Genomic DNA, 19,133 nt, shown 5'->3' with positions numbered 1-19,133 from the left:
AAAGACACATGTCCAAGCGCATCGACGCCGTCGACCTGAACGTCTACTACGGCAACTTCCGGGCTGTGGAGGGCGTCAACATCAACATCGAGCCGCGGTCCGTGACCGCGTTCATCGGGCCCTCCGGTTGCGGCAAGACGACCTTCCTGCGGACCATCAACCGCATGCACGAGGTCCTGCCCGGGGCCCGGGCCGAGGGCAGGCTGCTGCTGGACGGGGAGGACATCTACGACCCGGGCGTGGACCCGGTCACCGTCCGCACCATGGTCGGCATGGTCTTCCAGCGGCCCAACCCGTTCCCCACCATGTCCATCCGGGACAACATCCTGGCCGGCTACAAGCTGAACGGCACCCGCATGTCCAAGTCCACCGCGGACGGGATCGTGGAGAAGTCGCTGCGCGGTGCCAACCTGTGGAACGAGGTCAAGGACCGCCTCGACAAGCCGGGCTCCGGTCTGTCCGGCGGCCAGCAGCAGCGCCTGTGCATCGCCCGGTCGATCGCGGTGGAGCCCGATGTCATCCTGATGGACGAGCCCTGTTCGGCGCTGGACCCGATCTCCACCCTGGCGATCGAGGACCTCATCAACGAGCTCAAGGACAACTACACCGTCGTCATCGTGACCCACAACATGCAGCAGGCGGCGCGCGTGGCGGACAAGACGGCGTTCTTCAACATCGCCGGAACCGGCAAGCCGGGCAAGCTCATCGAGTACGACGACACCTCGGTGATCTTCAACAACCCCTCGAACAAGCAGACCGAGGACTACGTCTCCGGCCGCTTCGGCTGATCCGGGCGCGACGCGCCACGGGGCGGGACCCAGGAGGGATCCCGCCCCGTCGTCGTCCGCCGGCCGCTCAGAGCAGTGGGGAGCCGGCCGCGGTGATCAGCAGGGCGGCACCGGCGCACACCAGCAGCGTGGCCACCCAGTAGGCCGCGATCCGGGACACCGCGGGCCAGCGCACCGAGGTGTAGGGCTGGTTCTGCCCGGCCCCCACGATGGAGGCCACCGTGGCGTGCGTGGAGGACAGCGGGAGGTGGAGGGCATAGGCGCCCATGAACAGGAGCGCGGCGCTGACCAGTGACGCGATGCCGGCCCGCAGGGGATCGAGGTCGACGATCCGCTCCGTCAGGGTGTGGGCGATGCGCCATCCCCCGAACAGGGTGCCGGCCGCCAGGACCGTCCCGACGGACAGGGGGACCCACCAGCCCACGGCGGACGGTGCCCCGGTGCCGGCGAACGCCAGGAGCAGCACGAAGGTCATCCGCGTCCCGGACTGCACGCCGTGGCCGAGGGCGTTGGCGGCCGCGCTGACGGCCAGGGCCATCCGCGATCCGTGGTTCACCGTGCCGGGCGCGGCGTCCCGCGCTAGCCAGGTGGCCGGGGTGACGAGCAGCCAGGACAGGAACCAGGCCAACAGGACGCTCAGGACCAGTCCCAGCATCATGGCGACCAGCAGCCCGGCCGACCAGCCGGCGTACAGCCCGAGGTCTCCGGTGATCGCCAGGGCGAGGCTGCCGCCGAGGACCGCGGAGATGATCGAGTGGGTCATGGAGACCGGCATGCCACGGGACCAGGCGAACAGGCCCCAGCCCACCGCCACGAGGAACCCGACGCCGGCCAGCAGCAGTCCCTGCCCGCCCCCGTGCAGCTCCTCCGGGAGGCCCTGCCAGGCGGCCGTCATGAATCCCCCGGAGAGCACCCCGCCGACCAGGTTCATGACGGCGGCGAGCAGGAGGGCCGCCCCGGGGGTCAGGGCCCGTTGGCGCACGGGGAGGGCGACGGCGTTGGGGGCGTCACGCATGCCGTTGACGAGCCCGTAGACGACGGACAGTGCGAGGACGACGACCAGCATGATCGTCATGACCGTGGGCACGGGCTCAGGACTCCCGGACGAGGATGCTGCCGAGATGGGCGATGATCCCGCGCACGCTGGCCAGGGCGGCGTTGAGCGCGTGGGCGGTCTCCCGCTGGCGGTTGTAGTTGCGCTGCAACAGGTCGTCGCTCATGCCGGCGACCCACTGGGTCATGAGCCGCTCGGACCGCTTGGACAGCCGCTGGAGCTGGATCCACGTCTCCTCGAGCTCGTCGAGGTCACGGAACTGCCCGGTGGCGTCCCGGAACAGGTCGGCCTGCCGGCCCAGGATCTCCAGGATGTCCAGCGGAGCCTCGGGAAGCCGGTACTGCTCGGTGAAGAGGATGAGGGTCCCGGCGTTGCAGAACTTCTCCACGGCGTCGTTCATGCCGTCCGCCAGCAGGTACAGGTCCTGCCGGGGCAGGGGGGTGATGAAGGCACTGCGCAGGCTGGTCAGCAGGGCCATGTGCCGGGCCGTGGCCTCCGTGTCGATCACGGTCAGCTCCTGGTCGGCCCCGGCCGCGGGCGCCGTGGGGGCGGCCATCAGCTGGGCCACGCGGTCGACGGCGGCCCGCATCCCCTGGGCGAGGGCGGCGAGATGCTCGAGGCTGGCCGGGTCCGGTGCCAGCAGGCGCGAGAGAGAAAGGTTCATCACCGTGCAGGATATCCCGAAGGGTGGGGCGGTGCCGGACCGGGAACGCCTCTCGGCGAGTGGCCGCTCATGGCGGCAGAATATTGGAGCCCGGGGTTACCGCGGTCCGGCACCGGTATCCAGTGTGCGCGCCCCGGCCCCGGGCTGTCCACCTCGGGCGCGGGGATCAGCCCGCCGCTGAACGCGGAATACTCAGTCGAGGGTTCCGGCCCGCCAGGCAGCGGCGGCGGCCTCGAGGTCCTCGGCCGTGCCCAGCAACCGCTTGGCCTGGCGCAGCAGGGCCGTGGCCTGTGCCGGCTGGGCCGCGTCCAGCGCCTCCGCGTGGTGCGCCTGGCCCAGGCAGACCACGCGGCAGTAGGCGGCCGCGCGCTCCAGCGCCACGCCGAAGTCCCCCGTGAAGGCACCGGTGAGGATGTGGTCCGTGAGCAGCTGCAGTTCGCGCGCCCCGGGGGGCTCGATCGCCCCGGCGATGGCGCGGGCCACGTGGGCGTCATGACCGGAGCGGTACCAGGAGGCCCAGAGCTGGCCATTGCGGGTGGTCGCCGTCCGCAGGGCATACAGGCGCCACAGGGCACCGCCGAGGGACACGGCGGGAGCGTCGGCCCACAGCCGGGCCACCGTGTCGATGCCGGCGTCCTCGACCAGTGCGACCAACCGCCCGACCGTCGCCTCGCTGGCACCGGACCGGCCGCCGTCGAGCAGGGCGTGGGCGAGCAGGGCCGCGCCCTCCGCGGTCTGCGCCGGGTCCGGGCCCCCCTCGAAGGCCGCGAACTGCTCGGGGGCGAACTGGCGAGGCCGATGGTGGCGGACGGTGCCGGCCGCCGTCGAGCTCGGGGACCGGCCGGAATGCCTCCGGGGGGACGTCACGGCGGGGTGCCTCTCTGGAGAAAGGGGAAGGGAAGATGCTGCCCTTCTACGGTACGCCTTGAGCGGGCGCGCGTGCGGGGCGTCCGGGGAACCCGGGTGCGGCGCGGGCCCGCTGCCCGGGCCGGTGGAACCTCGCTCCGCGATGGTGGATCCCCCTGAACCCACGGCCGCCGTCCGCTAGCATGGACTGCGGCCTCCTGCAGGCCGTGGGCCCTTAGCTCAGTTGGCAGAGCATCGGACTTTTAATCCGCGGGTCGTGGGTTCGATCCCCACAGGGCCCACCTGGGAAGGCCCCCGGCGCCGGGACGCGTGCCGGGGGCCTTCGCCGTCTCCACCGTGGACCCGGTGGCCCGGGGAACGGAACCTCGCCGAGCCGAATTGGTCTCAGGAACGTCTCGAGCCCCCACGGATGATCAAGATTCGATAACCCGAGGGGGCGGCGTCCTCGGCCCCAAGCACCCCTCGGGGCAGGCCGTGATGGTGCCCCGATCCCGCGTGACCGCGCGGATTCCCCGCCGCGATCGGCGTCCCCACCGACCTGGCGCCGGGACGGGCGGCGGAGCATCGGTCCTCCAGCCGTCATCCGGACAGGGCTGCGTAGACCGCGGGCCCCTGCCTACGCTGGTAGGCATGAGTGCTTCCCCTCGGGCGCTCCGTCAGCGACTTCTGCGTGGCGGCGCCCTCGTGCCTGCTGCCGTCGTGGCAGCGGTCATCGGCGTACCCGCGGCGTCGGCGGCACCGGCCGGCGGGCTGGCCACCCACGCCGCGATGCACTCGAGGGTGGGGCCGATGGCCCTGTTCGGCGTCGACGAGTCCCTGCCGACCAACCCCGACCTGCTGCGGCACATGCTGTGGTCCCGTTCCGGGAAGGTGCCGGCGGCCACCGCCGGTGACCTGCGCGTGGCCACCTTCTCCGCCGGGCTGACCCGGTCCGCCCCGGGCCTGCTGGCCGATGAGCTCTCCGCACCCGGCTCGGTCCAGGCCCGGCGGGTCGCGGAGACCGTGCAGCGTGCCGCCCCGGACGTCGTGCTGCTGACGGACTTCGACGTGGACAGCGGCGAGGCCGCCGCGCGCTCCTTCCGCACGAACTACCTGGCCGTCGGTACCGGCGGGCAGGAGGGGATCGACTACCCGTACGTCTACACCGCGGAGGTCAACAACGGCGTGGACACCGGGGCCGACCTGGACAACGACGGCGTGATCGGCGGTCCGGGCGACTCGTTCGGTCCCGGTGAGTTCGCCGGGCAGCACGGCATGGTCCTGTTCTCCCGGCACCCGCTGGAGGAGGACGGGATCCGGACGTTCCGCGACCTGCGCTGGGACACGGTGCCCGGCAACGCGATCCCGGAGGGGAGGTACACGGAGCTGGAGCGGTCCGTCCTGCGCCTGTCCTCCACCGCCCACTGGGACATCCCCGTGAGGGTCGGTGACCGGACCGTGCACGTCCTCGCCGCGCAGTCCGAGGATCCCGGGTCCGGGACCGCCCCGGTCGAACGGCACCACGACGAGATGCGCTTCTGGGCCGACTACATCGCCGGGGACGCCGGGTACCTCGAGGACGACGAGGGACGTGCCGGTGGACTGCCCGCCGGCAGTGACTTCGTGCTCGTCGGGGACTTCGGCCCGCGCGCCGAGCGGGCGCTCGACGGCGACCATCCCGCGGCCATCGCCTCCCTGCTGGAGTCGGAGGTCATCCAGGACCCCGCGCCCCGGTCCGCCGGCGCCCTGGCCGCGGACCCGGATGCCGCGACGGCCACCCGGGCCGCCCGCAACGGCGACGGGGTGGAACTGCTGCGCTCCGACTACGTGCTGCCGTCCGCGACGCTGGAGGCCACGGCCGCCGGGGTGTTCTGGCCCGCCAACGGGCAGCTGGGCTCCCACTTGACCCGGATCACCGACTCCGCCGGGGACGGGGAGGACCACCGGGTCACCGAGCGCCGCCTGGTGTGGACCGACCTGGGAATGGACTGACCCCGCCGTGCAACGACAGACCCTCTCCAGCGGCCATCACGTCGTCTGGTCCCGTCCGGCTCGCGAACGCCGGGGGACCGACCTGGTGGTGGTCATCCACGGCTACGGCGCGAACGAGGTGAGGGCCGCCCAGGCCTACTTCGGGATGCTTCCGGAGGGGACCACGGGCCTGGCCGTGCGCGGCGGCTTCGAGATCGACGCCGGCGCCTACCCGGTGGCCGACGGCGTCGACGGACTGGGCTCAGGCCCCGGCGGCCCGGACCCGGGGGCGTGGGGCTGGTTCCTGCTGGACTACTTCCTCACCAACGACTTCGCCGAGGTGGTGGCCTCGGCACACCGGGTGTTCGACGTGCTCGACGCCGAGGAGGTCACCGGGGCGGGATTCCGCTCGGTGGCGCTGCTCGGCCACTCCCAGGGGATGGCGATGGCCTCCACGGTGTACCGGCTGCGTCCGGAGGCCTTCGACTGCGTGGTGGGGCTCAGCGGCTTCGTGCTGTCCAATCCCCTGCTGGCGACCCTGGACAGCCCGCCGGAGGGCCCCGGGCCGCGTCCGTTCTTCTGGGGACGTGACGTCGAGGACCTGGTCATCAACCCGGACGCGATCGCCCACACGGCGGCCTGGCTCCAGGAGCACACGCACCTGACGGCCCGGACCTACGAGGGCATGGGCCATGGCACCAGCGCGGAGGAGGCCCGGGACGTGCGGATCTTCCTGAAGCACGCCCTGGCGATGAGCCGAGGTCAGTAGTCGCGGGTCTCCTTGCGCGAGATGGACTCACCCGTGTGCGGGTCCTGGATGTTGCGGGACTCGGTGACCCGACGGTTGGCGGAACCGGAGGCGCCCATCTGGACCAGGGAGAGGACCAGCAGCAGGGCCCCGGCGGCCATCAGGATGTAGCCGGCGATCGTCAGGTCGATCCCCGGGATCACGTCCTGGACGGCGAAGGCGATGATCGCGCCGATGGCGATCAGGGCGATGGACGTGCCGAAGCGCATGGGGGTCTCCTCCAGTCGGTCGTCCGGACGCGGGCGCGGTCGGACGTTGTCAGCGTAGTGTTTCATGGAGGACCACGGCCGCGCGGGACCAGATCGCGCAGCCCATCGTGTCACCGACGTGCAGGAGGCAGCCATGGTTAAGAAGAAGTCCATCATCGCCGGCGTGGCGGGCCAGAAGGCCGCCGACTTCGCGATCCAGCGCGTCGTCGACGAGCAGGGCAACCCCACGCCCGCCTTCCAGAAGGTGGTGCTCAAGGCCCTCGACGTGCAGCGGCCGCTGGTGCTGCGCAACCTGAACCGGTTGCGCCGCCAGCACCCGGAGGACACCCCCGCCCAGCTGGCGGAACGGCTGGGGAGGCAGTACCTGGCGGCGGTGACCGGTAGCGGGGCCGCCGTCGGGGGAACCGCCGTCGTGCCCGGTGTGGGAACGGCCGCGGCGCTGGGACTCTCCGCGGCCGCGACCGTGGGCTTCCTCGAGGCCACCGCGCTCTACGCCCAGTCCGTGGCCGAGCTGATGGGGATCCCCACCGACGACCCCCAGCGGGCGCAGACCCTCGTCATGGCCGTCATGCTCGGTGAGGACGGCCGCCGGATGCTGCGGGACTTCTCCAGCCAGGCCAACGGCCGCGGGATGGGCCCGCTGGCCGGGCCGCTCTCGCTGGTCAGCGGCTCCGCCGGCGTCTCCGAGGTGCTGTTCAACCAGATGAAGAGGATGTTCATCAAGCGCTTCATCGTCCGGCAGGGGGCCGGGATGCTCGGACGGGTGGTGCCCTTCGGGGTGGGGGCCGTCGTCGGCGGCCTCGCCAACCGGGTCATGGGCAAGGGCGTGGTCAGGGCCGCGCAGAACCTCTTCGGCCCGCTCCCGGCCACGATCCCCGGGACCCTGGCCAGCGAGCTCAAGGCCCTGCCGGCCGGCCGGAAGGGCCGCAGGGACGACGCCGGCCCCGAGGGTGACGCGGAGGAATTCGGCGAGCTGCTGGCGGAGGACATCGAGACCGACTTCGAGCAGCTGACGGCGGACGGCACGCTCGAGGACCTGCGGCGCGAGGACCCGGAGGCCTTCGCCGCTGAGGTCGAGGCCGCCCGTGAGGCCCACCGGCGGGCCCGCGGGGACCGGTAGGGCGGCCCGCCTCAGCCGAAGACGGCGTGGGCCACGGTGTAGATCGCCAGGCCCGCCAGCGCGCCCACGATCGAGCCGTTGATGCGGATGTACTGCAGGTCCTTGCCCATGTAGAGCTCGATGGTCCGGGAGGCCTGCCGGCCGTCCCACCGCTGGATGGTCTCCCCGATGACGCCCACCACCTCGGGGCCGTAGGCCTGGGCCAGGTGCTGGGCCGCGTCCGAGGCCCAGCCGTCCACCCGGTCCGCGAGGGCGGGATCCTCCTGGAGCCGCCCCCCGAGGTCCTGCAGGGCGGCCACCATGGCCTGGTGCAGGTCCGAGGCGGGGTCGCGCAGCTGGGCCAGCAGGGCCTCCTTCGTGGTCGCCCAGGCCTGTCCGGCCCACTCGCGCATCCTGGGGTCGTTGAACAGGTCCCGCTTGGCCTGCTCCACCCGGTCACGCGTAAGCGGGTCCTCGCGCATGTCCCGGATCAGCTCGTCCAGCCACTGGTCCACGGAACGGCGCAGTTCGTGCTGCGGCTCGGCCCGCACCGAGGCCAGGTACTTCAGGGCCTCGGCATGGATCCGTTCGGCCAGCAGCTGGTCCACCACCTCGGGCACCCACTGCGGGGAGCGGCGCCGGACGCTGCGCACGAAGAACTCGGGATTGCGGGCCACCCAGTCCCCGGTGCGTGCCACCACCAGGTCCACCACCCGGTCATGGTGCCGCTCGGAGACCACCTTGCCCAGCACGGTGGACAGGGTCGGGGACCAGTCGGGCTCGACCATGTGGCGCTGCACCAGGCCGGCCAGCACGTCCCGGACCAGGACGTCGTCCAGGGCGTCCAGGATGCCCTCCGCGGTCGCGGAGACCTCGCGCGCCACCCGCTCGGCGTTCGGGCGCTGGCGCAGCCAGGCGCCCGCCCGGTCCGCCACCCGCAGGCCCTCCAGTTTCTCCCGGGCCACGTCCCCGGCCAGGAAGTTCTCCTGCACGAAGGTCCCCAGGGACTCGCCGATGGTGTCCTTCTTGCGCGGGATGATCGCCGTGTGCGGGATCTTCAGGCCCATCGGGTGCCGGAACAGGGCGGTCACCGCGAACCAGTCCGCCAGCGCGCCGACCATCCCGCCTTCCGCCGCCGCCCGGACGTAGGCGAGCCACGGATAGCTCTCCTGCAGCGCGAAGGCCAGGACGAAGATCACGGCCATGACCACCAGCAGCCCGGTCGCCACCAGCTTCATCCGCTTCAGGGCGGCCTCGCGTTCGGCCTCACCGGCCCCGGCGGGGCCCGGCGTGACGGCGGGCCCGGGGGCGACGTCGGCCCGGTGCCGTGTCCGGGCGGGGCCGGGCGCGGAGGCGGGCAGGCCGGCGTCGGGAAGGTTCTGGTCCATGGATCCTCCGGCCGGGGTCAAGGTGTCAGCACAAGTTAACCAGCAGGTCGCCTGCTGGCGGGCCGGCGCGTGCCCGCCGTTCCTAGGCTGGGCCCGTGTCCGACACCTCGATGCACGTCACCGGCCCGGAACACCCTCATCCTACGGATCACCGACCCCTGGTCATCGCCCACCGCGGATCCTCCGCCGCCTTCGCCGAGAACACCCGTGCCGCGTTCCTGCACGCGCTCGCCGAGGGGGCCGACGGCGTGGAGGTGGACGTCCACCTCAGCCGCGACCGGCACCTGGTCTGCCTCCACGACCCGACCCTGGAACGGACCTCCGACGGTTCCGGACCGGTCGCCGACCACACGCTGGCCCAGTTGCGCCGGCTGGACTTCCATGGCTGGAAGGGGGCGCGCCTTCCCGGTGAGTACGGTCCGGCCTCGGCGCAATTGCTCACGCTGCCGGAGCTGGTCGAGCTGCTCGCGGCGGCCGGCCGCCCGGTGCGGCTGGCCCTGGAGCTCAAGCATCCCAGCCCGTTCGGCCACGAGCTGGAGGAGCGCGCCCTGTCCTGGCTGCTGCAGGCGGGCTGGGATCCGGAGACCTCCCGGATCGGGACGGTGGAGGTCTCCTTCATGAGCTTCTACGCCGGGTCCCTGCAGTACCTGGCCCCGGTGGTGGACACCGACCACCTCTGCCCGCTGGTGTCCACCGTGCCCCACGCGCCGGTGGCCGGCCGGTTCGGCCTCGGGCCGCTGAGCCGGGCCGCACTGCGGGCCACCCTGCGCCAGGCCGTGGCCGACGCCGAGCGGCTGATCTGGGAGGGCCGGGCCGGGATGGCGGGCCCGGGCGTGGACTACGTCCGTCACCACCTGGCGGACGTGAAGGCCTGGCTCGCCGCCGGCCGCACCCTGCGGGTGTGGACCGTGGACCGGCCCGAGGACGTGGAGCTGCTGCGGGCCGTGGGCGTCCAGGAGATCACCACGAACCGGCCGGGACCGGTGCTGGCCCAGGTGACCCGGCGCGGCGCGCCCGTCCCGGCGTACGCCGCGCGCTGAGGCGGGTCCGGGCCGGTCGCCACCGCGCTGCGGGCGGGTGGTGGAGACGTCAATGAGGGGCGCCTGCGGGCCTTCGCGGGCGTCCGCGGGTGGGGCTCCGCGGGGCGCGGCCCCGCGGGACGTGTGCATGATCTGGGGCGATGCGGTTATGCTCTCCCCTATCCCTCGTGACGTGATCCCTGTCACGATGATCACTCGACACCCTCGGGAGCAGCCATGTCCTCATTCCTCCGGCGACGCATCGCCGCGGTGACCGCAGCGGGGGCCGCGGTCGCCCTGGTCCTGTCCGGCTGTGCGCAGAGCCAGCGCGACGACTCCGGCGCGGAGGCGAGCGGGGGCGAGGGCGACGCGTCCTCGGTGGACAGCCAGTTCATCTTCGCCGCCTCCTCCGACCCCAAGTCCCTGGACCCGGCCTTCGCCAACGACGGCGAGACGTTCCGGGTCTCCCGCCAGATCTTCGAGGGCCTGGTGGGCACCGAACCGGGCACCCCGGACCCGGCACCGCTGCTGGCGGAGTCCTGGGAGACCAGTGAGGACGGGCTCACCTACGACTTCCAGCTCAAGCAGGGCGTGACCTTCCACGACGGCACGGACTTCAACGCCGAGGCCGTCTGCGCCAACTTCGACCGCTGGTACAACTTCACGGGCATCCAGCAGGCCGAGACGATGTCCTACTACTACGGCAAGCTGTTCCGCGGGTTCGCGGACTCCCCCGAGGACGCGGTCTACGAGTCCTGCGAGGCGGTGGACGAGCACCAGGCCAGGATCACCCTGGCCCAGCCGTTCGCCGGTTTCATCGCCTCCCTGTCCCTGCCGGCCTTCGCCATGCAGTCCCCGTCCGCGATGGAGGAGTTCGGGGCGGACGAGGCCGGTGGCACCGCCGAGTCCCCGGAACTGAGCGAGTACGCCCGCGCGCACCCCACCGGGACCGGCCCGTTCGCCTTCGAGTCCTGGAACGTGGGCCAGGACATCTCCCTGAGCGCCTACCCGGACTACTGGGGCGAGCAGGGTGACGTCCAGGAGATCACCTTCCGGGTGATCGACGACCCGGTGGCCCGCCGCCAGTCCCTCGAGGCCGGCCAGATCGACGGCTATGACCTGGTGGCCCCGGCCGACGTCGCCGACCTGGAGCAGGCCGGGTTCAAGATCTTCACCCGGGACCCGTTCACCATCCTCTACCTGGGCCTGAACCAGGAGGTCGAGGAGCTCAAGGACCCCAAGGTCCGCCAGGCGATCTCCTACGCGATCGACAAGGACGCCCTGATCCGGCAGACGCTGCCGGAGGGCACCAAGCCCGCGACCCAGTTCATCCCGGACTCGGTCAACGGCTACACCGAGGACGTGGAGACCTACGACTACGACCCGGTGAAGGCCAAGGAGCTGCTGGCCGAGGCAGGCTACGAGAACGGCTTCACGGTGGACTTCAACTACCCCACCGGCGTCTCGCGTCCGTACATGCCCACCCCCGAACAGGTCTTCTCGAACCTCTCCGGCCAGCTGGCCGAGGTCGGGATCAAGGTCAACGCGGTCCCGGAGAAGTGGAGCCCGGACTACCTGGACCGCGTCAACGGCACCGCCGACCACGGCATCCACCTGCTGGGCTGGACCGGTGACTACAACGACACCGACAACTTCGTGGGCGTGTTCTTCGGCCAGCAGAAGCCGGAGTTCGGCTTCGACAACCCGGAGCTGTTCACGGCCCTCAGCGAGGCCCGGCAGGAACCGGTGCTGGAGGAGCAGACGCCCATGTACGAGGAGGTCAACAGGATGGTCTCCGAGTACGTCCCCGCCGTCCCGCTGGCCCACCCGGCCCCCTCGCTGGCCTTCGCCGAGCGGCTGGACGACTACCCGGCCAGCCCGGTCAACGACGAGGTCTACAACCAGATCGAACTGAACAAGTGATCCGACCGTCCCTGGGGCGGGACCGGGTCCACCCCGGTCCCGCCCCGGTCCGTCCGCCCACCGTGAAGGGACGCTGAGTGTTCCGCCTCATCGGCAACCGACTGCTGCTGCTGGCCCCCACCATCATCGGACTGTCCGTCCTGCTCTTCTTGTGGGTCCGGGCGCTGCCCGGTGGGCCGGCCACCGCCCTGCTGGGGGACAAGGCCACCCCGGAGGCGGTGGCCCGGGTCAACGAGGCCTACGGCTTCGACCGCCCGATCCTGGAGCAGTACTTCATCTACATGGGCCGGATCCTCTCCGGTGACTTCGGCAACTCCCTGCTGACCAGCCGGCCGGTGCTGGAGGAGTTCGCGGCCCGGTTCCCGGCCACGCTGGAACTGACCGCGTTCGCGCTCCTCTTCGCCGTCGGCTTCGGGATCCCGCTGGGCTACTGGGCCGCGCGGAACGTGGGCCGTTGGCAGGACCAGGCCGCCGTGCTGCTGTCCCTGATGGGCGTGGTGGTGCCCGTGTTCTTCCTGGCCTTCATTCTCAAGTGGGTGTTCGCCGTCCAGTTGGGCTGGCTGCCCACCGACGGTCGCCAGGATCCCCGGATCGACGCCACCCACTACACGAACTTCTTCGTCTGGGACGGGATGATCACCGGGGAGTACGACGCCGCCTGGGACGCCCTGACGCACCTCGTGCTGCCCGGGGTGGCACTCGGGACCATCCCGCTGGCCATCATCGCCCGGATCACCCGGGCCTCGGTGCTGGAGGTGCAGAACGCGGACTACGTGCGCACCGCCCGGGCCAAGGGCCTGGCCCCCCGGCTGATCCGCAACCGGTTCGTGATGCGCAACGCGCTGCTGCCGGTGACCACCACGCTGGGCCTCCAGCTGGGCCTGCTGATCTCCGGGGCGGTGCTGACCGAGACGGTGTTCGCGTTCAACGGGATCGGCAGCTTCCTGTGGGATGCCATCTTCAACCTCGACTTCCCGGTGCTGCAGGGGTTCATCATCTTCATCGCCGTCATCTACTCCCTGATCAACCTGCTGGTGGACGTCTCGTACGGCCTCATCGACCCCAGGGTGCGTGTCTCATGAGCGTGAACCTGCCTCCCGCCGCCGGCGGTCCCACGGGGGACCTGACGCCCGGCGGTTCGCCCGCTCCCGACCCGGCGTCCGGGGGCCTGCTGCCCGGGACGACCGGGACGGTCGTGGCCGCGGGGCCCGGGCGGGACGATGGCGGTCCCGTGAAGGGCACCTCCGTCTGGAAGGACGCCTTCCTGCGGTTGCGGCGCAACCCCGCCGCGATCGCCGGTGCGGTGATCGTGGCGCTGTTCCTGCTGGTGGCCGTCCTGGCCCCGCTGATCGCCCCGTACCCGGGAGAGGCGGTGCCGGGAGCCCGGGAGATTACCCCGGGCCACATCCCCGGCCCGGGCGAGCTGCCGCAGTTCCCCCTGGGCCTGGACCGGTTCGGCGGGGACGTGCTGTCCAAGCTCATCTGGGGAGCGCAGTCCTCCCTGATGATCGGCGTGGTCTCCACGGCGCTCGGCCTGGCCGGGGGCATGGTGCTGGGCCTGCTCGCGGGTGCGTTCGGTGGCTGGGTCGACGGGGTGGTGATGCGGATCGTGGACATCCTGCTGTCCGTGCCGAACCTGCTGCTGGCCGTGTCGATCGCCGCCGTGCTGGGCCAGGGACCGTACGCGGTGATGATCGCGATCGGCGTCTCCCAGGTGCCGATCTTCGCGCGGTTGCTGCGCTCGTCCATGCTCAGCCAGAAGAGCGCGGACTACGTGCTGGCCGCCCAGACCCTCGGGCTGAGCCGGCGGACCATCACCATGAGCCACGTGCTGCCGAACTCGGTGGGACCGGTGATCGTCCAGGCCACGCTGACCCTGGCGACCGCCGTCATCGATGCCGCCGCCCTGTCCTTCCTGGGCCTGGGCGGTGGCCGCCCGGAGACCGCCGAGTGGGGACGCATGCTCACCTACGCGCAGTCCGAGCTGGGCATCGCCCCGTGGCTGGCCTTCCTGCCCGGCCTCTGCATCGCCGTCACGGCCCTGGGATTCACCCTGCTGGGCGAGTCGCTGCGCGAGGCGCTGGACCCGAAGTCGAGGGCACGGTGAGCGGGATGGGCGACGTGCGCGCCGAGGACGAGAGGACACCCCGCGTGGAGCCTGAACCCCTGCTGCAGATCCGGGACCTGCAGGTCGACTTCACCACCATGCACGGTTCCGTGCGGGCCGTGGAGGACGCCTCGCTGTCCCTGGAGGCCGGACGCACCCTGGCCGTCGTGGGAGAGTCCGGTTCCGGCAAGTCCACCACCGCGATGGCCGCGATCGGGCTGCTGGCGGGCAACGGGAAGGTGACCGGCGGGTCCATCCGGTTCAACGGCCAGGACCTGGTGGGTCTGCCCGAGTCGAGGATGCGGGACATCCGGGGCCGCCAGATCGGCCTGGTCCCGCAGGATCCCATGTCCAACCTGAATCCCGTGTCCCGGATCGGCACGCAGGTCGCCGAGACCCTGCTGACCCACCGGCTGGCCACCCGCAGGGACGTGGACGCCCGGGTGGTGGAGGTCCTGGAGGCCGCCGGGATCCCCGAGGCCGGACGGCGGTCGAGGCAGTACCCGCACGAGCTCTCCGGGGGGTTGCGCCAGCGTGCCCTGATCGCCGTGGCGCTGGCCTGCCGGCCCCGGCTGCTCATCGCGGACGAGCCGACCTCCGCGCTGGACGTGACCGTCCAGCAGGTGATCCTGGACCAGATCGAGCAGATGACCCAGGAACTGGGCACCGCCATCCTGCTCATCACCCACGACCTCGGACTGGCCGCCGAGCGCGCCCAGGACCTGGTGGTGATGCACCGCGGGAAGGTGGTCGAGTCCGGACCGGCGGCCCAGTTGCTGGAGGACCCCCAGCACCCGTACACCCGGTCCCTCGTGAGGGCGGCGCCGTCCGTGGCCGCGGTCCGGCTGGCACCGGAGGCCTTCACGGGCGCGCGCGGCGAGGATCACCCGGCCCCGGCGCAGCGGGAGGGCCACCCGGGTGCCCGCCCGCTTCCCGACGGCGGCACGGCCGGTGCGCTGCCGGCGTCGGCCCCCGTCCGCGCCGAGGACGGGCGGGGCTGGGGGCGGGGCGCCGGGGCGGACACGGAGCCGCTGGTGACCATCACCGACCTGACCAAGGTCTATCCCGTCCGCGGCGGGGACGACTTCTACGCCGCGCGGAACGTCAGCCTGGAGATCCCCCGCGGCACCACCGTGTCCATCGTGGGGGAGTCCGGCTCGGGCAAGACGACCACGGCGAGGATGCTGCTGAGGCTGATCGAGCCGACGTCGGGATCCATCACCTTCGACGGCCGCGACGTGCTGACCCTGGACCGCCGCGAACTGCGGGACTTCCGCCAGCGCGTGCAGGCGGTCTTCCAGGATCCCTACTCCTCCCTGAACCCGATGTTCACGGTGGGGCGCATCATCGAGGAGCCGCTCATCGCCTACAAGCGGGGCGGGGCCCGGGAGCGGCGGGACCGGGTGGTGGAGCTGATGGACCAGGTGGCGCTGCCGTCGAGCATGCACCGCCGGTATCCGGCCGAGCTCTCCGGGGGCCAGCGGCAGCGCGTGGCGATCGCCCGGGCCCTGGCCCTGCGCCCGGAACTGATCGTGTGCGACGAACCGGTCTCCGCCCTGGACGTGCTGGTCCAGGACCAGATCCTGACGCTGCTGGGCGACCTGCAGCAGGAACTGGGGCTGAGCTACCTGTTCATCTCCCATGACCTGGCCGTGGTCCGGCTGATCTCGGACTACGTCTGCGTGATGAAGGACGGGGAGCTGGTCGAGGCCGCCACGAGCGAGGAGATCTTCACCAACCCCCGGCACGCCTACACGCGCAGGCTGCTGGCCTCGATCCCGGGCAACGAACTGGGGATCGAGACCGGCGTGGCCTGAGGGACGGCCTCGCCCGGTGGGGCGGAACGGGCTGTCAGAGCGCGCCCTGCTGCCGGGCGACCTTCAGCGTGAGCTGGGCGATCGCCATCTCCTCGTTGGTCGGCACCACCAGCACCGGGATGGCGGAGTCCTCGGTGGAGATCACCCGGGGCGCGTGCGAGCGCTCGAGGTTCTTCTCGGCGTCGTACTCCACGCCCAGCGGCTCCAACCGGTCCAGCACGGTGGCGCGGAACGGGGCGGAGTTCTCCCCGATCCCCGCGGTGAACACGATCGCCTGCGCCCCGCCGACGGCCACGTGGTAGCCGCCCACGTACTTGGCCAGCCGGTAGGAGGCGACCTTGATGGCGGTCCGGGCGCGGCGGTGGCCGGCGTGGGCGGAGTCCAGCACTTGGCGCATGTCCGCGTTGCCGGACATCCCCAGCAACCCCGACTCGTTGTTCAGCAGCCGGTCCATCTGCTCGGCGTCGTAGTGGTGGTTCCGGATCAGGTGCGTGATGATCGACGGGTCCACGTCCCCGGAGCGCGTGCCCATGACCAGACCGGCCAGCGGGGTGTAGCCCATGGAGGTGTCCACGGACCTCCCGCCGCGGATGGCGGTGGCCGAGGCGCCGTTGCCCAGGTGCAGGATCACCGCGTTGAAGTCGTCCCGGTCGATGCCGAGGGTCTCGGCCGCGATCCCGGTGACCAGGTCGTGGCTGGTGCCGTGGAAGCCGTAGCGGCGGATGCCGTTCTCGGTGTAGAGCGCGTCCGGCAGGGCGTAGCGCCAGGCCTCCTCCGGCATGGTCTGGTGGAAGGAGGTGTCGAAGACGACCACCTGGGGCATGTCCGGCCACCGGTCCGCGATGGCCCGCAGGCCCTGGGCGGCCGCCGGGTTGTGCAGCGGGGCCAGCGGGGCCAGCCGCTCGATCGCCCGGATGACCTCCATGGTCACCAGGGCCGGGGCCTTGAACCGCTCGCCGCCGTGCACCACGCGGTGGCCGGCGGCGGCGATCTGACGGTCCCCGAGGATCTCCTCCAGTTCCCCGTTGACCCGTTCCAGCGCCTCGACGTGGTTGTCGATCCCGGAACCGGGCACCCCGATGCGCTCCACCAGGCCCTTCGCCACCACCGGGTCCTCCGGCTCCGTGCCGTCGGGATTGACCTCACGCACCTGGTACTTCAGCGAGGAGGAGCCGGAGTTTATGACGAGGATGAGCATGTCTGGGAGAGCCTTTCTGGGGAGGCGGGGGCCGGAGCCGGTGGTCAGTCGCCCTGGGCCTGGATGGCGGTGATGGCCACGGTGTTGACGATGTCGTCCACCGTGCACCCGCGGGAGAGGTCGTTGACCGGCTTGTTCAGTCCCTGCAGCACCGGCCCGACGGCCACGGCCCCGGAGGACTGCTGGACCGCCTTGTACGTGTTGTTGCCCGTGTTCAGGTCCGGGAAGATGAACACGGTCGCCTGGCCGGCCACCTCGGAGTCCGGCATCTTCGAGGCGGCCACGGAGGCGTTCACCGCCGCGTCGTACTGCAGCGGGCCGTCCACCTTCAGCTCCGGGTGGGCCGCCCGGACCAGTTCGGTGGCGGTGCGGACCTTGTCCACCGCCTCCCCGGAGCCGGAGCCGCCGGTGGAGTAGGACAGCATGGCCACCCGCGGGTCCACGCCGAACTGGTGGGCGGTCACGGCCGAGGCGTAGGCGATGTCGGCCAACTGGTCGGCGTCCGGGTCCGGGTTCACGGCGCAGTCGCCGTAGACCAGGGCGCGGTCCGGCAGCAGCATGAAGAACACGGAGGAGACGATCGAGACGCCGGGACGGGTCTTCACGAACTCCAGCGCCGGGCGGATGGTGTTGGCGGTGGTGTGTGCCGCCCCGGAGACCATGCCGTCCACGTCCCCCAGGTGGACCATCATCGTGCCGAAGTACGCGCCCTCGGTCATCACCTCGCGCGCCCGGTCGATGTCCACCCCCTTGTGGGACCGCAGCCGGGCGTACTCCTCGGCGTAGCGCTCGCGGGCCGGCGCGGTGGCGGGGTCCAGCAGTTCCAGGCCGGTCAGGTCCACGCCCTCGCGGGCCGCCACGTCACGCACCAGGGCCTCGTCGCCGAGCACCACGAGGTCGCACACGTCCCGGCGGCGCAGGATCTCGGCGGCGCGCAGGATGCGGGGGTCCTCGCCCTCCGGGAGCACGATCCGCTTCCGGTCGGCCCGGGCCCGCTCGATCAGCCCGTGCAGGAAGCGCAGCGGGGTGGTCCGCTCGGCGCGCGGCAGCTGGATGCGCTCGAACAACTCGTTGCCGTCCACGCGCTGGTGCCAGGCGCCCAGGGCTGCGGCGGTCTTGCGGGGCTGGGCGCTGGAGAGCTCGCTGCGCACCGTGGCGACGGAACGGGCCGTGCTGAAGGTGTCGGCGAAGGTGCTGAAGATCGGGAAGGTCGCCCCGGCGTAGAGCCGGCGGATCTGCTCGTTGGGCTCGATCCCGTTGGTCAGGATCATCCCGGAGGCCACGGGGAACTCCGGGGCCAGGGACGAGGCGACGGTGGCGAGCACGGCGTCCGAACGGTCGCCGGAGACCAGCACGAGGGCGCCCTCGCGCAGGATCTGCAGGAAGTTCCCGCCCTCCATGGACACGGCCCTGACCTCGGAGACGTCACGGTCCAGGTTCGTGTTGCCGGCCACCTGGGTCAGGCCGAGGGCGGCGGCGATCTCGGCCACGGAGGGCAGCGCCAGCTCGGGCAGCTCGGGCAGGACGTACACCGGCCAGGCGTGGCGGCCGGGGCGGATGGCCTCGGTGACGGTGTCCAGGCGTGCCGGGTCGGCCCGGTTGACCATCATCGCCAGCAACTCGACGCCGGACTCGTCCAGGGTGCGCCGGGCCAGGTCCACGGCATCGGCGACGCCGGTCCCGTCCAGCCCGGCAGCGGAGACCACGCCCACCACGGGCGTGCCCAGGTGGCGGGCCAGCGAGGCGTTGAGGTCGAGCTCGATCGCCGGGTCCGCCCCGGTCAGGTCGGTGCCCTCGACCACGATGATCGCGCAGGCTGCGGCCATCTCGTCGAACTGGGCCACGCAGCGCTCGTGCAGTTCGTCGGAACGGCCCTCGGCCAGCAGGCCCCGCGCCTCGGCGGCCGTCACCCCGCCCCGGGACCGGCCGGCGTCGAGCCCGTAGCTCTCCCGCATCAGCTGGACCATGGGATCGGCCTCCACCGAGTCACCCGGGACCACCGGGCGGAAGAAGCCGATCGAACCGGTGCGCTTGTACAGCGAGTCCGCCAGCCCGAGCGTCACGAGGGACTTGCCGGCCCCGTTGGTGGTGGTGGTGACGAAGATGCCCTGGGTCATGTCGCGTTCCAAGCCTTCCCGTGGACGGTGTGCCTCGGATCCCACTCTAGGCGCGCGCCCCGCGGGCACCGGCCACGTGCGCGCTTTGGGGGCGACCCCGATCACCGGCTACCGTGTCCTACGCC

General features: G+C 71.8%; 16 protein-coding genes and 1 tRNA gene. 10 read left to right on the top strand and 7 right to left on the bottom strand.

Annotation, left to right across the window (positions count from 1 at the left end):
• Nucleotides 1-8 precede the first annotated feature (8 nt).
• A complete protein-coding gene (gene pstB / locus CITRI_RS0105225; RefSeq protein ID WP_010143600.1) occupies nt 9-788 on the top strand; it encodes a phosphate ABC transporter ATP-binding protein PstB in 780 nt (259 codons plus the stop codon).
• Nucleotides 789-855: 67 nt separating this feature from the next.
• Here the strand turns inward: pstB and CITRI_RS0105220 are convergent, their stop codons facing one another.
• The 3 genes from CITRI_RS0105220 to CITRI_RS0105210 form a co-directional block, all read right to left on the bottom strand.
• Nucleotides 856-1,875, bottom strand: a complete 1,020-nt coding sequence (locus tag CITRI_RS0105220; protein WP_010143599.1) for an inorganic phosphate transporter — start codon at nt 1,873-1,875, stop codon at nt 856-858.
• A gap of 4 nt (nt 1,876-1,879) precedes the next feature.
• Nucleotides 1,880-2,506, bottom strand: a complete 627-nt coding sequence (locus CITRI_RS0105215) for a hypothetical protein (RefSeq protein ID WP_010143598.1) — start codon at nt 2,504-2,506, stop codon at nt 1,880-1,882.
• Between the two features lie 192 nt (nt 2,507-2,698).
• Entirely contained in the window at nt 2,699-3,373 is a 675-nt protein-coding gene (locus CITRI_RS0105210; RefSeq protein ID WP_010143597.1) for a hypothetical protein, read from the bottom strand.
• 208 nt (nt 3,374-3,581) lie between these two features.
• Between CITRI_RS0105210 and CITRI_RS0105205 the strand changes: the two genes are divergently transcribed.
• The 3 genes from CITRI_RS0105205 (at nt 3,582) to CITRI_RS0105195 (ending at nt 6,092) form a co-directional block, all read left to right on the top strand.
• Nucleotides 3,582-3,654: transfer RNA gene (locus CITRI_RS0105205), tRNA-Lys, on the top strand.
• A gap of 349 nt (nt 3,655-4,003) precedes the next feature.
• Complete coding sequence (locus tag CITRI_RS0105200) at nt 4,004-5,344, top strand: endonuclease/exonuclease/phosphatase family protein (protein ID WP_157998903.1); 1,341 nt, start codon at nt 4,004-4,006, stop codon at nt 5,342-5,344.
• A gap of 7 nt (nt 5,345-5,351) precedes the next feature.
• The gene (locus CITRI_RS0105195; protein WP_010143595.1) at nt 5,352-6,092 is read left to right on the top strand and encodes an alpha/beta hydrolase; all 741 of its coding nucleotides are present in this window, start codon (nt 5,352-5,354) and stop codon (nt 6,090-6,092) included.
• Here the strand turns inward: CITRI_RS0105195 and CITRI_RS0105190 are convergent.
• The gene (locus CITRI_RS0105190; RefSeq protein WP_010143594.1) at nt 6,086-6,340 is read right to left on the bottom strand and encodes a DUF6458 family protein; all 255 of its coding nucleotides are present in this window, start codon (nt 6,338-6,340) and stop codon (nt 6,086-6,088) included. The two genes, CITRI_RS0105195 and CITRI_RS0105190, sit on opposite strands and share 7 nt — an antisense overlap.
• Before the next feature lie 133 nt (nt 6,341-6,473).
• Between CITRI_RS0105190 and CITRI_RS16410 the strand changes: the two genes are divergently transcribed.
• Nucleotides 6,474-7,460: a hypothetical protein gene (locus CITRI_RS16410; RefSeq protein ID WP_010143592.1), complete on the top strand. Its 987-nt coding sequence runs from the start codon at nt 6,474-6,476 to the stop codon at nt 7,458-7,460.
• An 11-nt stretch (nt 7,461-7,471) separates the two neighbouring features.
• Here CITRI_RS16410 and CITRI_RS0105180 read toward each other — a convergent pair whose 3' ends face one another.
• Nucleotides 7,472-8,827 carry a DUF445 domain-containing protein gene (locus tag CITRI_RS0105180; protein WP_010143591.1) on the bottom strand — a complete coding sequence of 452 codons (1,356 nt, stop codon included), beginning with the start codon at nt 8,825-8,827 and terminating at the stop codon, nt 7,472-7,474.
• Nucleotides 8,828-8,922: 95 nt separating this feature from the next.
• On the opposite strand from CITRI_RS0105180, the gene CITRI_RS0105175 reads away from it, so the two are divergent.
• The 5 genes from CITRI_RS0105175 (at nt 8,923) to CITRI_RS0105155 (ending at nt 15,693) form a co-directional block, all read left to right on the top strand.
• Nucleotides 8,923-9,867, top strand: coding sequence for a glycerophosphodiester phosphodiesterase family protein (locus CITRI_RS0105175; protein ID WP_010143590.1), 945 nt, complete (start codon nt 8,923-8,925; stop codon nt 9,865-9,867).
• Between the two features lie 216 nt (nt 9,868-10,083).
• Complete coding sequence (locus tag CITRI_RS0105170) at nt 10,084-11,769, top strand: ABC transporter substrate-binding protein (protein ID WP_010143589.1); 1,686 nt, start codon at nt 10,084-10,086, stop codon at nt 11,767-11,769.
• Between the two features lie 77 nt (nt 11,770-11,846).
• On the top strand, nt 11,847-12,851 hold the full coding sequence (locus tag CITRI_RS0105165; protein ID WP_010143588.1) for an ABC transporter permease: 1,005 nt from the start codon (nt 11,847-11,849) through the stop codon (nt 12,849-12,851).
• On the top strand, nt 12,848-13,876 hold the full coding sequence (locus CITRI_RS0105160) for an ABC transporter permease (protein ID WP_010143587.1): 1,029 nt from the start codon (nt 12,848-12,850) through the stop codon (nt 13,874-13,876). Before CITRI_RS0105165 ends, CITRI_RS0105160 begins: the two co-directional genes overlap by 4 nt.
• Before the next feature lie 5 nt (nt 13,877-13,881).
• Nucleotides 13,882-15,693: an ABC transporter ATP-binding protein gene (locus CITRI_RS0105155; protein WP_010143586.1), complete on the top strand. Its 1,812-nt coding sequence runs from the start codon at nt 13,882-13,884 to the stop codon at nt 15,691-15,693.
• A gap of 34 nt (nt 15,694-15,727) precedes the next feature.
• On the opposite strand, the gene CITRI_RS0105150 is transcribed toward CITRI_RS0105155, so the two are convergent.
• Nucleotides 15,728-16,891 (bottom strand): acetate/propionate family kinase, encoded by a 1,164-nt coding sequence (locus CITRI_RS0105150; RefSeq protein ID WP_010143585.1) that lies wholly within the window; start codon nt 16,889-16,891, stop codon nt 15,728-15,730.
• A 44-nt stretch (nt 16,892-16,935) separates the two neighbouring features.
• The gene (pta, locus tag CITRI_RS0105145) at nt 16,936-19,008 is read right to left on the bottom strand and encodes a phosphate acetyltransferase (protein ID WP_010143584.1); all 2,073 of its coding nucleotides are present in this window, start codon (nt 19,006-19,008) and stop codon (nt 16,936-16,938) included.
• Between the last annotated feature and the right edge of the window lie 125 nt (nt 19,009-19,133).

It is taken from the genome of Citricoccus sp. CH26A, from assembly GCF_000224415.1.
Taxonomy (GTDB): domain Bacteria; phylum Actinomycetota; class Actinomycetes; order Actinomycetales; family Micrococcaceae; genus Citricoccus.
This window is presented reverse-complemented; position numbering and strand designations above follow the sequence as displayed.